The sequence below is a fragment of the Verrucomicrobiaceae bacterium genome (genome assembly GCA_016713035.1).
Taxonomy (GTDB): domain Bacteria; phylum Verrucomicrobiota; class Verrucomicrobiia; order Verrucomicrobiales; family Verrucomicrobiaceae; genus Prosthecobacter.
The window spans coordinates 404410-417648 of sequence record JADJPW010000001.1 but is presented as its reverse complement, the minus strand read 5'-3'; the positions used below and the strand labels follow the sequence as shown (position 1 = coordinate 417648).

General features: G+C 59.3%; 12 protein-coding genes. 5 read left to right on the top strand and 7 right to left on the bottom strand.

The features are described from left to right. The first annotated feature begins 28 nt into the window (after positions 1–28). Positions 29–1882: an RNA polymerase sigma factor RpoD gene (rpoD, locus tag IPK32_01755; GenBank protein ID MBK8090744.1), complete on the top strand. Its 1854-nt coding sequence runs from the start codon at positions 29–31 to the stop codon at positions 1880–1882. Between the two features lie 15 nt (positions 1883–1897). On the opposite strand, the gene IPK32_01750 is transcribed toward rpoD, so the two are convergent. Further along, positions 1898–3061, bottom strand: a complete 1164-nt coding sequence (locus IPK32_01750; protein ID MBK8090743.1) for a Gfo/Idh/MocA family oxidoreductase — start codon at positions 3059–3061, stop codon at positions 1898–1900. A 72-nt stretch (positions 3062–3133) separates the two neighbouring features. Then, entirely contained in the window at positions 3134–5044 is a 1911-nt protein-coding gene (locus IPK32_01745) for an ABC transporter ATP-binding protein (GenBank protein MBK8090742.1), read from the bottom strand. Between the two features lie 123 nt (positions 5045–5167). On the opposite strand from IPK32_01745, the gene IPK32_01740 reads away from it, so the two are divergent. From IPK32_01740 to IPK32_01730, 3 genes are all read left to right on the top strand, one after another. After that, the gene (locus tag IPK32_01740) at positions 5168–5647 is read left to right on the top strand and encodes an Lrp/AsnC family transcriptional regulator (GenBank protein MBK8090741.1); all 480 of its coding nucleotides are present in this window, start codon (positions 5168–5170) and stop codon (positions 5645–5647) included. A gap of 24 nt (positions 5648–5671) precedes the next feature. Further along, a complete protein-coding gene (locus IPK32_01735) occupies positions 5672–6847 on the top strand; it encodes an aminotransferase class I/II-fold pyridoxal phosphate-dependent enzyme (protein MBK8090740.1) in 1176 nt (391 codons plus the stop codon). 194 nt (positions 6848–7041) lie between these two features. Next, positions 7042–8322, top strand: a complete 1281-nt coding sequence (locus IPK32_01730; GenBank protein MBK8090739.1) for a DUF1501 domain-containing protein — start codon at positions 7042–7044, stop codon at positions 8320–8322. Positions 8323–8378: 56 nt separating this feature from the next. Here the strand turns inward: IPK32_01730 and IPK32_01725 are convergent, their stop codons facing one another. The 5 genes from IPK32_01725 to mnmE all read right to left on the bottom strand — a co-directional run bounded on the left by IPK32_01725 (position 8379) and on the right by mnmE (position 12648). Further along, the gene (locus IPK32_01725) at positions 8379–8852 is read right to left on the bottom strand and encodes a glycine cleavage system protein H (protein MBK8090738.1); all 474 of its coding nucleotides are present in this window, start codon (positions 8850–8852) and stop codon (positions 8379–8381) included. Between the two features lie 83 nt (positions 8853–8935). Then, the gene (locus IPK32_01720; GenBank protein MBK8090737.1) at positions 8936–9097 is read right to left on the bottom strand and encodes a hypothetical protein; all 162 of its coding nucleotides are present in this window, start codon (positions 9095–9097) and stop codon (positions 8936–8938) included. A gap of 6 nt (positions 9098–9103) precedes the next feature. Continuing rightward, positions 9104–10435 (bottom strand): OFA family MFS transporter, encoded by a 1332-nt coding sequence (locus IPK32_01715; GenBank protein ID MBK8090736.1) that lies wholly within the window; start codon positions 10433–10435, stop codon positions 9104–9106. A 66-nt stretch (positions 10436–10501) separates the two neighbouring features. Beyond that, a complete protein-coding gene (locus IPK32_01710; protein MBK8090735.1) occupies positions 10502–11305 on the bottom strand; it encodes a DUF3445 domain-containing protein in 804 nt (267 codons plus the stop codon). Beyond that, the gene (gene mnmE, locus IPK32_01705) at positions 11302–12648 is read right to left on the bottom strand and encodes a tRNA uridine-5-carboxymethylaminomethyl(34) synthesis GTPase MnmE (GenBank protein ID MBK8090734.1); all 1347 of its coding nucleotides are present in this window, start codon (positions 12646–12648) and stop codon (positions 11302–11304) included. The genes IPK32_01710 and mnmE overlap by 4 nt, the downstream gene beginning before the upstream one ends. 79 nt (positions 12649–12727) lie before the next feature. Between mnmE and IPK32_01700 the strand changes: the two genes are divergently transcribed. After that, on the top strand, positions 12728–13078 hold the full coding sequence (locus IPK32_01700) for an aspartate 1-decarboxylase (GenBank protein ID MBK8090733.1): 351 nt from the start codon (positions 12728–12730) through the stop codon (positions 13076–13078). Positions 13079–13239 lie beyond the last annotated feature (161 nt).

Here is a 13239-nt window from a genome sequence, read left to right as displayed (position 1 = left end):
CCTCCCGGAGAACCCCCCAGCGGCGTGTATGGCTGCATCCAAAATCAACCACAACGGTAATCACGCATCTCCACAAATCTCCCACGCCGCAAAAAAGGGCGAGGAGCCAGATGCTGTCACCCCAGTCAAACGCGGTCGCGGTCGCCCACGTATTCATCCTCTGAAGGACCAGCCGACTCCTGTCGTCGTCCTCGGTCCAGATGGACTGCCCATCCGTCGCCGGGGCCGTCCGCCAAAGAGCAGCCAGGGTGCCCGTGCTGCCGTAGTCGTTTTCAGTGACATCAATCATAGCGAGGTCCAGTCACGGCTTCGCATGCTCATCCGCATTGCTCGAGAGCATGATTATCTCACCTGGGATGACATGAATGATGCCCTTCCTCAGGGCCTTGTGACCACAGAGGTCATGGATGAGCTTATCACCCGCCTTCGCTCGATGGAGATTAAAATCCTCGACGACAGCGAAGTGGAGGCTGCCTCCAGACGCAGCTCTACGGACCGTCAGCGTGACACGGAAAGCGCAAAACTCGACACGCTTGATGACCCTGTTCGCATGTATTTGCGGCAGATGGGGCAGGTGCCGCTGCTGACCCGTGAGCAAGAAATCCAAATATCCAAGCGCATCGAAAAGGGTGACAATCAGCTCCGTGCCTGCATGCATGAGCTAGGCTTCGTCGCCAGTGGTTATCTTGCCCACGCACGCCAAATCGCCGAAGGTGTCGAGCGTTTTGACAAGCTGGTCTCTGACCGCAAATCCAGCGAGCGAGACAGTTACTTCAAAAAGCTCGGGCCGCTCATTCTCCAAGGCCAGGATGCCTTCGATAAATGCTCCCGCCTTTTCGCTGAATTCGTATCCGCCGGACCACGTAAGAAAGCGGCTTCCCGCACCAGCTTTGAGACTGCCCGCAGCGCTTTCTTCAAGTTTAGCGACAAATTTTTCTTCAAGCAAAGAGTCATGGAAGACTTCATGGTCGTCGCCCAGCAGCGCTTGAAGGATCTGGATGATCTCCAGGCGAATCTGCGTGACCATCCACGAAGTCAGTCCGCTCAAGATGACCTGAGTGCCTTTGAAAACGACGTTTGGATGAGCTCGGACGAATTCCGTGCCCTCGTTGCCCGTGCCGTGCAGTCCGTCGCGGACTCCACCAAGGCCAAAACAGAAATGATCGAGGCCAATCTGCGCCTCGTCATTTCCATCGCCAAAAAGTACACCAACCGCGGTCTCTCCTTCCTCGATCTCATCCAGGAAGGGAATATGGGCCTCATGCGAGCCGTCGAGAAGTTCGAGTACCGCCGCGGCTACAAATTCAGCACCTACGCGACCTGGTGGATACGTCAGGCCATGACACGCAGCATTGCTGATCAAGCCCGCACCATTCGCATCCCGGTGCACATGATCGAGACGATCAACAAGCTCATGCGTGTCTTCCGCCAGCTCAATCAAGAGCTCGGCCGCGAGCCCACGCCGGAAGAAATCGCCGAAGAGATCCAGATCCCAGTCGATCGCGTGAATGCTGTGCTGCGCATGTCCCAGCCCACCATCAGCATGCAGGCGAAAGTCGGTGGTGATAGTGGCGATAGCGATGTCGAGTTCGGCGACTTTATCGAGGATAAGGAAGCCCGCGATCCAATGGAGCTCACCTCCATGCATCTCCTGCGTGACAAGCTGCGGGATGTGCTCCACAGCCTCAATGAACGCGAGCGTGCCGTGCTCGATCAGCGTTTTGGCCTCAGTGATGGCGGTCAAGGACGCACGCTCGAAGAGGTGGGTAAGCAATTCAATGTCACCCGCGAGCGCATCCGTCAGATCGAGGCGAAGGCGCTGCGCAAACTGCGCCACCCTACACGCATTCGTAAGTTGGGTGGCCTCGTCGGCGGAGGCTGATGAGTTGGAATGGTTTTAGCGGAAGCTCTTGGCGAAATCATCAGAGGTCGCTTTCGCCACCACTTTAGTCTTCTGGAAGGTGCTTTTCTCACCTTTTTCGATCAGGATGCGCTCATAGTCCGCGCTGCTCATCGGCATGGAGATGGTTTGATCCTGCCAAGTGCTCAGAAGGATGGCATTGGCCAGCTCCACGCTGTAAATGCCTTCAGCGGCAGGTGAGAGTAGCTTTTCGCCCTTCAAAATCGCGTTAGTGAAGTTTTGCAGGATCTCCACGTGCTGCCCACCGCTAGTATCCACCGGGATGTCCATGTGCCAGCTCTCCGGCATCGCGAAGGCAGCGTCCGCTTCCATGCAGAATTTGCTCATCGGCGCTCGATTGCGCTGGAAGTGGATCTTTGTGCCATCAGTGACCGTCAGGCGTCCCTGTTCAGCAGAGATTTCCAGCTTATTGCAGCCGGGGGCCTCGCCTGTGCTGGTCACAAAGGTAGCGGTGGTGCCATTGGCATATTGAAATACCGCCGTCACATCATCCTCGACCTCGATCTCGTGAAAACGACCAAATTGGCAAAAGCCGCGCACACTCTGCGGCATACCAAAGAGCCACTGGAAAAGGTCAAGATTATGCGGGCACTGATTCATGAGCACACCGCCGCCCTCGCCCTTCCAGGTGCCACGCCATCCGCCCGTCGCGTAATAGTAATTCGTGCGAAACCAGTTCGTCACCTCCCAGTGGACGCGGCGCACCTGCCCCAGCTCACCACTTTCGATGAGGTCCTTCACCTTCTTGAAGCAGGCATTCGTGCGCATGTTAAACATCGCGGCGAAAATCTTGCTCTTGTCTGTATGCGCAGCGATCAGCCGCTCGCAGTCCGCTTTGTGAACAGAGATGGGTTTTTCGACAAGCACATGCAGTCCGGCCTTCAGTGCCTCGATACCGATCGTGGTATGGCTAAAATGCGGTGTGCAGATGAGGATGGCATCGATCAGGCCGCTGGCGATCATTTTCGACACATCTGTGAAGGCCGTCTCTCCCTCCTGCTGCGGCGGGATGGTGCCATGGCTCTCACATAGCGCCGTGACGCGCATTCCTGGCACTTTGCCCGCGCGAATATTCGCGAGGTGTGCTTTGCCCATATTTCCGAGTCCAACGATGCCGAGTCTGACGAGTTCGAGTGCCATAAGAAGGCGAAGAGGCTAGGCAGGCGCGGGGTGTGGTCAAGAACAGCAGCTTCTAATTCCGTGCCCGCATGTTCAATTCTCTGTCTCGGAGTGAAATTGTAGTCCGTGGAGTCTCTGGTAGAGCGGGCTGGTGCGTAGCAGCTCCTCATTCGAGCCCACAGCCTCCACTCGTCCATTCTGCATGACGATGATGCGATGCGCGGAGAGCACGGTGGAGAGTCGGTGAGCGATGGCGATGACTGTTTTGCCCGCTGAGAGAGTCTGGATGGCCTCTTGGATGATTTTTTCACTTTCCGTGTCCAGTGCGGAAGTGGCCTCATCCAGTAGCAATACGGGTGCATCATGCAAAATGGCTCTAGCAATGCTGATGCGCTGTTTTTGGCCTCCAGAGAGGTTTCTGCCGCCCTCGCCAGCATCGGCATCATAGCCGCCGGGAATCTGCATGATGAAATCATGCGCATGGGCTTTTTTCGCGGCTTCGATGATTTCCGCCTCCGTGGCATCTAGTCGGCCATAGCGGATGTTTTCACGAATCGTATCGTGGAAGATAAAAATGTCCTGACTGACGATGGTGACGTTTTGATGAAGCGACTCCAGGGTGATGGAGCGGATGTCCTGCCCGTCCAGCCGCACGCTACCGCGATCTGGGTCGTAAAAACGCAGCAACAACGAGAACAGAGTCGTTTTTCCCGCTCCAGTGGGTCCGACGATGGCGTAGAACTTGCCCGGCTCCAAATCGACGCTGATGTCCGAAGCTGCAGGCTTTTCTAACCTTCGCACCTCAGCATCGCGGTAGTGGAAAGTCACCTGATCAAAGCTCACGGCCCCATTTCCACGCGGCATCACCCGCGCATCTGGCGCATCCTGGATGTCCGACGGACGCTTTAGTATCTCAAAGACCATCCCAGCGGCCACCGTGGTCTTTTGCAGCATCATCTGTACTTTACTGAGCTCTTTGACCGGTGGGTAGATCTGCGTCAGGGCCATCACCAGCAGGATGAAGTCCTCCGCCTCCAGCCCCGTTTTCCAGGCATAAACCAACCCTGCGGCGATGCCTATCGAGGCCACGGTCTCCACCATCGGTCCCACGAGCTCCACCGCCTTGGTCCAGCGCACCTGATTTTTTGTCATGCTGTCATTCACATTCTCAAAGCGCTTCGCCGCATAGTCCTCACGCGAGTAAGCCTTCACCAAGCGGATGCCGCTGAATGTCTCTTGCATCGCCACCATCATCTCACGCGAATCATATTCTTCCTTTGCTCCCGCTTTGCGCACACGTTTGCCGATGCGGATGATGGGCAAAAGGCACAGTGGGAAGACAAACAGCGACATCAGCGTGAAAAACCAGTCCTTGGCAAAAAGCACCGCCAGGATCGAAACAATCGTCAGCGGGCGCTGTGCAAGCGTCTGCACCAGCAGCATGCCATTGCGCTGCACCACCGCCGTCTGGCTAGCCACCGTCTGCATCAGCTCACCTGTGCGTGCGCTGTTAAAGTAGGCCGGGGACTGGCGCAAAATGCTGCGAAACGCATCATTCCGAATGCGAAAGACAACCCGGCTGGAGACCCAGGCCTGCATATAGCTCGCCAGATAGGTCAGAAAGCCACGCAGAAAAATCAACAACGGCACAAAGGAACAGGCGATGATGACTCCAATGAGGCCTATTGGCCGGTCCTCCTCCAGCCCGAGCATTTTTGCCAAATTAAACTCCCCCAGCATGCCCAGATTGATGGGTTCACCCATGCTGCGTGTTTGCCCCTTCAGTACGAGCGAAAAAATGACGTTAAATCCGATCAACATCACCCCATTGAAGAGTGCACTCAGCATGCCCAAAAGCAAACTCAGCGCAAATCGGCCCCGATACGGCAGGGTATAGCCCCACAGCGCCTTCAGCGTCTGCTTGGTGATATCCATGACATCATGCTTCGCTGGCTGGGGAGACGACGCGGGTGTATTTGGGAGTTGAGTCTGAGATTCGGGCATGCGGGAGCGTGTGGAGAAACGACTACCTAACCCCGAGCAGGCCTGCCGCTCAACATTTTACTCAGCCTCAGTTTCCCGCTGTTCAAATCCTCTTCACTCGCTATCATCCTAGCCCTTCCTACCATGGACCCGCTTATCGAACTCCTTCACAACAACTCACGCCGCACTCCGGTGGAGATGGCACGCCTCCTCGGCATCAGCGAGAATGAAGTCACTACCCGCATCGCCGCTGCAGAGGCCGATGGCACCATTTTGGGTTATAGCGCCGTCGTCGATCGACTCAAAGCAGGCCACCGTGGCGTCACCGCCCTCATCGAAGTGCGCATCACTCCTGAGCGTGATGGGGGCTTTGACCGGCTGGCGAAACGCATCGCTAAATTTGATCAAGTCCGCGAATGTTTCCTCATGAGTGGCGGCTATGACCTCGCTGTGATTGTCGAGGGCAAAGACCTGCTCGATGTGGCGAATTTCGTCGCTGAAAAGCTCTCCACACTCGGCGGCGTCCTCAGCACGGCCACACGCTTTCAGCTCAAGGCCTACAAAGAAGGCGGCTTCTTCGTCAATCCCGGCGATGACGAAGCACGTCTCCCCGTGAGTGCATAATCTTTTGCCGAGGAACCACCAACCATGGATTACGACAGCAAACTCTGTACCCAGATTCGTGACTTGCCGCGCTCCGGCATCCGCGACTTCTTTGAACTCGTCATCGGCCGCACCGACGTCATCTCACTCGGCGTCGGTGAGCCAGACAAGCCCACACCTTGGCCCATCCGCGAGGCCGTCATCCGCTCGCTCGAAAAAGGCCAGACCAGCTACACCTCCAATCTCGGCCTCGAATCCCTGCGTATCGCCATCAGTGATTACGTTACCAAGCAATTCCGCGTCACCTACGACCCGAAAACGGAGATCCTCGTCACCGTCGGTGTCTCAGAGGCGCTCGATCTCGCCTTCCGTGCCGTCTTAAATCCCGGTGATGAAGTCATCTACCACGAGCCCTGCTACGTCAGCTACTCCCCCAGCATCAAGATGGCCTATGGCGTCCCCGTCGTCGTCCAGACCCGCGAAGAGAATGAATTCGCCCTCATGGCTGCCGATGTCGAAAAAGCCATCACACCGAAGACGAAAGTCATCGCCCTCAATTTCCCCACCAATCCCACTGGCGGCATCATGCCGCACGAGGAGCTCGAAAAAATCGCCGCCCTCGCCGTGAAGCACGACCTCTTCGTCTTCACCGATGAAATCTACAGCGAGCTCCTCTACGATGGCCGCGTGCACAAAAGCATCGTCGAATACCCCGGCATGCGTGAGCGCACCGTCCTCCTGCACGGATTTAGCAAAGCATTCGCCATGACTGGCTGGCGCCTCGGCTACGCCTGTGCCCCCGCACCACTGCGGGAGGCGATGATGAAGATCCATCAATACTGCATGCTCTGCGCCCCCATCATGAGCCAGATGGCCGGCATTGAGGCCCTCAAAATGGGAGCCTCTGCCTACGAAGACATGCGCCAAAGCTACGAGCAGCGTCGCAATCTCATCGTCAGCCGACTCAATGGCATGGGCCTGCATTGCTTCAATCCCGGCGGGGCCTTCTACGTCTTCCCAGACATCCGCAGCACCGGCCTCACCAGCAAAGAATTCGCCATCCAGCTTTTGCAGAAAAAGAGCGTCGCCGTCGTCCCCGGCAGCGCCTTCAGCAGCGCAGGAGAGGGCTTCGTCCGCTGCTGCTACGCCACAGCACCTGAATTGATCGCCAAAGCGATGGATTTGATGGAGGAGTTCGTGAACGAGGTGCGCCAGAGCTGAGCCACTTCGCACAAACCGAAGCGTATCCGATAGCTACGCCTAGCACACCCCAGAAACCTCCGGCAGCACACACCGGCGGAGAAACCTGCCTGGAGTAGTTTTTTGCCCCATCGAGCATCATTTCATGCAAAAACGCCCACAAGGCCACGTTTCCGCGCCCCCTCTAAAAAAACTCAGCCTTCACAGAATTGACCATGAACCTCCGCCATGACCTATCCCGCCGCGCCTTCGTCCACGGAGCCGCGCAGACCTTTCTCGGCGTCACCGCAGGCAGTCGTATCCTCGCAGCACCAGGGCAGGGCACCTCACCGCTCAAGCAGGCTGCCACAGCACGGAACGTGATCTATCTCTACATGAATGGCGGCATGAGCCATCTCGACACCTTTGACCCGAAGCCCGATAAAACCGACATCATGGGCCTCACCAAGGTCATCAACACCAACGTCGATGGCATCCGAGTCTCCAACAACATTCCCCTCATCGCCCGCCAAATGGACAAGCTCGCCGTCGTGCGCGGCATGTCCTCCACCCAGGGAGCGCATGAGCAGGGGGCCTACTACCAGCGCACCAGCTACACTCAGCGCAGCAGCATCCGCCACCCCTTCATGGGAGCGTGGCTCCAAAAATTCCAGGACAGGGGCAATCCCACGCTGCCCGGCAGTGTGATGATCGGCAACGACAGCCGCCATCCCGGAGCGGGCTTCTTTGAGAGCCGCTTCGCCCCACTCATGATCAATGATCCTGAAGACGGCATCAACAACGTCAAAACCAACCAGTGGTTCACCGAAGAGCGCTTTGCCAGCCGCCTCAGCGTCGCCAAGCAGCTCGATGCGCAGTTCGCCAGCACCTACAACACCAAGAACGTCCGCGCCTATGCCGACATGTATGACGATGCCCTCAAGATGATGAAAAGCGAGGAGCTCAAAGCCTTCGACCTCAGTGCCGAAGATGCCAAGCTGCGTCAAAACTACGGCACAGACCGCTTCGGTCAGGGCTGCCTGCTTGCCCGCCGCCTCGTCGAGCATGGCGTGCGCTTTGTTGAGGTCACCTTTGGCTCCTGGGACACCCACAACGCGAACTTCACCCGCGTCCCAGAGCTATGCGAAGAGCTCGATGCGGCCCTCAGCACCCTACTCCAAGATCTGCAATCCCGAGGCATGCTCCAAGACACCCTCGTTGTGCTCGCCACAGAATTCGGCCGCACCCCCGAGATCAATGCCAACGATGGCCGCGACCACCACGCACCCGGCTTCACCTGCCTACTCGCAGGTGGCGGCATCCGTGGTGGCCAGGTCTGGGGCGCGACCGATGAAATCGGCAGCAAAGTCGTCGAAAACGGCGTCAGCATCCCAGACTTCAATGCCACCATCGCCTACGCACTCGGCATTCCGCTCGACACCGTCCTCTACAGCCCCAGCAAGCGCCCCTTCACCGTCTCCGACAAGGGCCGCCCTGTCACACAGCTTTTCGGTTGAGCGCTGAGAGCCGCATTTCCAACGCTACCGCGTCTTCCGGCGAGCTGAGGTGGTGCTCATTCTTCCTCGGCTCCTTCTTCGCCGTGGCCTTCTTCGGCCATGCGCTGGATTTTCTCGCTGAGGAAGTCGATGTAGCCGTGGACATCGAGGTCATCGGGCTCGGGGCTGCCACGGACGGCGTAGAGCCAGCCTTGCTCATAGGGATCACTGCGGACGATGCAGGCGTCTGCTTTGAGTGCCGCATTGCCTCCGGCGAAGTGGCCCTGCATCACGCAATAGACATCGGAGGCGGCTTTGAAGCCCTCCACCCAGCCGATGTTGTCGCCAGGGGCGACGGGGGCTCCCTCGGGGCTCTTCCACTCGCAGTCCACCAGCTCGCCGAGCATGCGGGTGGCGAATTTGGTGAATCCGACACGCCAGAGGCCGGGCTCGACCTCTGCCATCCAGTAGTGCGAGCGCGAGTAACGGAAGGAGTCCGGGAAGCGTGCAGAGAAGCGGGCGTGTTTGAAGCGGATGAAATTCAGCGGCATGGGGGGCTGCTTCTACGCGGTCTCTTTGCTGAAGCAAACAAACCTGCGCCGTGCGGGCGAAACTTCTGCGTGGCGTGGTTGTGCTACTTCACTGCGGCGGGTGCAGCGGGGGCGGCGGCGGCGGGTGGATTTTTGGCCGCGGCGATGCCAAAGAGTGGCAGCGATTTGTTCACAGACTGGTAAACGCCCCAGCCGAGTGGCACTGCCACCCAGATCCAGGCGATGAGGATGAATGGAGACTTCATGCGGTGTTATTTTTGGACGTGATACTTCGGATCGACGGGTCGCACCAGGAGGTTGGCGATGAGACCGACCACCAAGAGGCCGACCATGACGTAGAAGATGGAATTGTAGGCCTGGGCGGCGGGTAGGAGCTTTTTATTGGCGACGGAGAGCCGATCGACGAGCTGCGGGCCGATGATGGCCGCTAGCGACCATGCGGTGATGAGTCGGCCATGGATGGCTCCGACTTGGTAACTGCCGAATAGATCTCGTAGGTAAGCTGGGATCGTGGCGAAGCCGCCGCCATACATGGTGAGGATGAGCCCGGTCACGATCACAAAGAGGGTCACATTGCCCGCGCCCTGCGTCCACGGCACGCTCATGTAGAGTGCGGCTCCGAGGATGAAATACACGCAGTAGGTGAGTTTCCGCCCGAGGAAGTCGGAGATGGAGGACCAGAGGAAGCGCCCGCCCAGATTGCACAGAGAGAGCAGCCCCACGTAGCCTGCGCCTGCGGCAGCGGTGACGCCGAACATGTCCTGAATCATCGGCGAGGCCTGCCCGAGGATGCCGATGCCTGCGCTCACATTCATGCAGAGCACGATCCACAGCAGCCAGAACTGCGGTGTCTTCCATGCCGTGTCCACGGCCACGTTGGCATTGGTGACGAGCGGCTTCACATGCTCCTTCGGCTCCCAGCCCTGCGGTTTCCAGCCCTCTGCGGGCACGCGGACGATCCAGGCACCAAACAGCATCGAGATGGCATACAGGCCTGCCATGACGAGGAGTGCCTCATGGGCACCGACGGAGGTCGTTGAGGCAAAGCGCTGCATGAGCTCCTCTGCCAGTGGTCCACCGATGAGCGCACCACCGCCGAATCCCATGATCGCCATGCCCGTGGCCATGCCGGGTCGGTCTGGAAACCATTTCATCAAGGTGGAGACGGGGGCGATGTAGCCCAGCCCGAGCCCGATGCCGCCGATGAGCCCATATCCTGCGTAAAGCAGCCAGAGCTGGTGAAAGCGCACGGCGAGGGATGCCAGCACCAGCCCGGAGCAAAAGCATAGCATGCTGGCGAGCATGGTTTTGCGCGGTCCACTGCGCTCGACCCATTTCCCAAAGACGGCGGCGGAGATGCCCAGCAGAGCCAGTGCGATGGAGTAGGCCACGCCCACGTCTGCCTCGGTCCAATCACCGGTCATCGGCGCGGTGATGCCGAGGGCCTTGGCCAGGGGCTTTTTAAAGACGCTGAAGCCATAGACCTGTCCGATACACATGTGGACGGCGATCGCGGCGGGCGGGACTAGCCAGCGATTGAATCCAGCAGGGGCGACGGTTGCTTCACGGGAGAGGGGGCTCATGGGAGGGCGTGTTTTAGTGCCCCCCACCGCTCTGTGGCAAGAGAGAATGTTCACCACCGAGTGCATTCACTCAAACTGGCGCAACTGCTCGGCCAGTGTGCCACGAGCTGTCGCCAGGCCTTTGTACTCCGCCGTGGCGCGATCCATGGTCTCCAGGGCACGGATCAGGCGTGGAGCCAGTGTCGGATGCGTGGTCATGAGCTGATCGAGCCGGTGATTCGTCACTCGGATGCCAAAGAGCACCGCCCCAGTGCGGGGCAGCCGCTGGAGGATCTGCTGCTCCAGGCGCAGCCAGGTGCTGGAGAGGGTAGCCTGGGCATCCAGGCGCGGAAAAAGCAGCGCCGGGTGGTGATTGAGCCCAGGATCGGCACTGAGGCCCCAGTTGTCCCGCTCCCAGGCGGCCTGGGGGGCTAGCTTGGCTAAAAAACGGGCGATTTGGCTGCCCAGAGCACTCTGGAGGCCGGGGACGGGTCCATGCACCACATGCAGCGGCAGGCCGATTTTCTCCTCCAAAGCCCAGCCGGAGGGAAAAAGGACCGCTCCGGCGATGACGGGGAAAAAGCGGGATTCATCCCCAGCGAGCACCAGCCAGTCTGGCTCGATCACCGTGGCCAAAGTGGCCGCTGTGGCTCCTGCGTGGCCTACGGCCTCTGCGACCTCGGAGATGGCTGCTGCGGCCTCTTCTTGGACGCAGAGGTAGCGCCCAGGTGTCTCTGCGAGCCAGCGTGTGCGCTCGGCCAAGATGTCGCCGGAGGCAGACGTGGGCTGCCAGAAGCGTGTGGCGTCTCCAGGGCGTAGATGCATCTGAAAACGATGATCCGCATCCGGTAGGAGGCGCTGCCAGAAGGCCAGATCGAGTCCGCTGCTCATTTGCCGATGCAGAAAGTGCTAAAGATCACATCGAGCACACGCTCCACATCGACCTGGCCGATCACCTCGCCCAGGGACTGCATGCTATCGCGTAATTCCAGCGCGAGGAATTCCGGCGCAGCCTGTGATTGTAGTGCAGCACGGGCGGCATCGAGCCGAGCAGCGGCCCGCTCAAAGGCCGCCTGATGCCGCGCATTGATGGCTATGGGGTGATCTGCGGAGAGCGTGCCCGCCCGTGCGATGACGGCCCGGATCGCATCCCGCAGCGTGTCCATGCCCTCGCCAGAGACGCAGGAAAGGTGGATGGCATCCTTTTCGCCGCTCCAGCCAGGATGCAGCCCGAGATCGGCCTTATTCAGAATGAAGATCCTGCGAGACGCTACCTCTGTCGGCAAAAGAAGCCGCTGCACCTCATCCGGTGATCTGCTGGCATCCACCACTTCCAGGATGAGATCGGCACGGTCCAGCTCCCGTCGAGTGCGCTCGATACCGATGCGCTCGATGTCGTCCCCGGCTTCACGCAGTCCTGCTGTATCGACGAGGCGCAGGGGGATGCCGTGGACCTGGATGATTTCCTCGATGGTGTCACGCGTGGTTCCAGCAGTAGGACTGACGATGGCACGCTCGTAACCGAGCAGGAGATTCAGCAAGCTGCTTTTCCCGACATTCGGCGAGCCGGAAATGACCGTGCGAGCACCGTGGCGGAGGATGCGGCCCTGCTCCGAGGTCGCTAGCAACCGCCTAGCCTGATCACGCACACTGTCGATGCGGCGTAGCAGATCCGCGCCAGTCTCAGGAGCGATGTCCTCATCTGGGAAGTCGATAAAGGCCTCCACATGGGCCAGCACGGGGATCAGCGCCTGCTGCATCGCTGCCGCCTCCCGACCGATCGCCCCGCCGAGCTGCTCATTGGCCGCACGCAGCGCCAGCGTGCTCTGGGCGTGAATGAGGTCCATCACCGCCTCCGCCTGCGTGAGGTCCATTTTGCCATTCAAAAAAGCACGTTGGGTGAACTCACCCGCCTCTGCCGCCCGTGCCCCGCATGCCAGCACACGCTCCAGCACACGCTGGGTGACCAGCAGCCCGCCATGGCCGTGGAACTCCACCACCGCCTCCCCCGTGTAGCTCGCAGGCGCTACGAAGTGGAAAAACAGCCCGCTATCGATCACCGCTCTCGTTTCATCCATCGCAGAAACCAGATGCGCAAAGCGGGGCAGGGGATTGGCCGGTAGTTTGAAGGCCTGCGCGGCGATTTGCAGGGATTTAGGACCGGTGAGGCGGATCACAGAGATGGCGGCCTCGCCAGTGGCGGTCGAAATCGCGGCGATAGTGTCAGAAAGCATGCCCATTCGTGTAGCGGAGGATGTGGAAACCTGAAACTTGAAACTTGAAACTACCCGCACCTGCCCGCATGTCTGCCGGGTGCTCAGACACCTGCTCAAATCCAAAATCCACCGCGCCCGCGTCACCGACGCCAACACCGAATACGAGGGAAGCATCACCATTCCGCTCGATCTCATGGAAGACGTGGACCTATGGGAGGGCGAAAGAGTCCTCGTCACCTCCATCACCAGTGGTGCCCGGCTAGAGACCTACGTCATCACGGGCCCGCGTGGCTCCGGGAAAATCGTGGTCAACGGCGCCGCTGCTCACTTAATCAACACCGGCCACCGCGTCACCATCATGGCCTGGGCCCAGAGCGAGCACCCCATCGTCCCCAAGCGCCTCCTGCTCGACGAAAAGAACCAGATCGTGAACCGGACATTCAAGTAGGCTATCAAGCACCCGTTCACGGCCCATCCAGAAATGGGGACGTTATCGCTGGGTGACTTGGTGCACTCGCTTCGCGAGTCATCAATCGAGAATGAATACCATTGGGCGGTTTGGGTCGCATGATGGGCTTTTCCTGCGGGTAATCCCAACCCTGGATGGAG

Excerpts from the sequence above, each read along its gene's own strand:
- rpoD (MBK8090744.1), top strand. The coding sequence starts at position 29 with ATGGCTGCATCCAAAATCAACCACAACGGTAATCACGCATCTCCACAA.
- IPK32_01750 (MBK8090743.1), bottom strand. The coding sequence starts at position 3,061 with ATGGCACTCGAACTCGTCAGACTCGGCATCGTTGGACTCGGAAATATG.
- IPK32_01745 (MBK8090742.1), bottom strand. The coding sequence starts at position 5,044 with ATGCCCGAATCTCAGACTCAACTCCCAAATACACCCGCGTCGTCTCCC.
- IPK32_01740 (MBK8090741.1), top strand. The coding sequence starts at position 5,168 with ATGGACCCGCTTATCGAACTCCTTCACAACAACTCACGCCGCACTCCG.
- IPK32_01735 (MBK8090740.1), top strand. The coding sequence starts at position 5,672 with ATGGATTACGACAGCAAACTCTGTACCCAGATTCGTGACTTGCCGCGC.
- IPK32_01730 (MBK8090739.1), top strand. The coding sequence starts at position 7,042 with ATGAACCTCCGCCATGACCTATCCCGCCGCGCCTTCGTCCACGGAGCC.
- IPK32_01725 (MBK8090738.1), bottom strand. The coding sequence starts at position 8,852 with ATGCCGCTGAATTTCATCCGCTTCAAACACGCCCGCTTCTCTGCACGC.
- IPK32_01720 (MBK8090737.1), bottom strand. The coding sequence starts at position 9,097 with ATGAAGTCTCCATTCATCCTCATCGCCTGGATCTGGGTGGCAGTGCCA.
- IPK32_01715 (MBK8090736.1), bottom strand. The coding sequence starts at position 10,435 with ATGAGCCCCCTCTCCCGTGAAGCAACCGTCGCCCCTGCTGGATTCAAT.
- IPK32_01710 (MBK8090735.1), bottom strand. The coding sequence starts at position 11,305 with ATGAGCAGCGGACTCGATCTGGCCTTCTGGCAGCGCCTCCTACCGGAT.
- mnmE (MBK8090734.1), bottom strand. The coding sequence starts at position 12,648 with ATGCTTTCTGACACTATCGCCGCGATTTCGACCGCCACTGGCGAGGCC.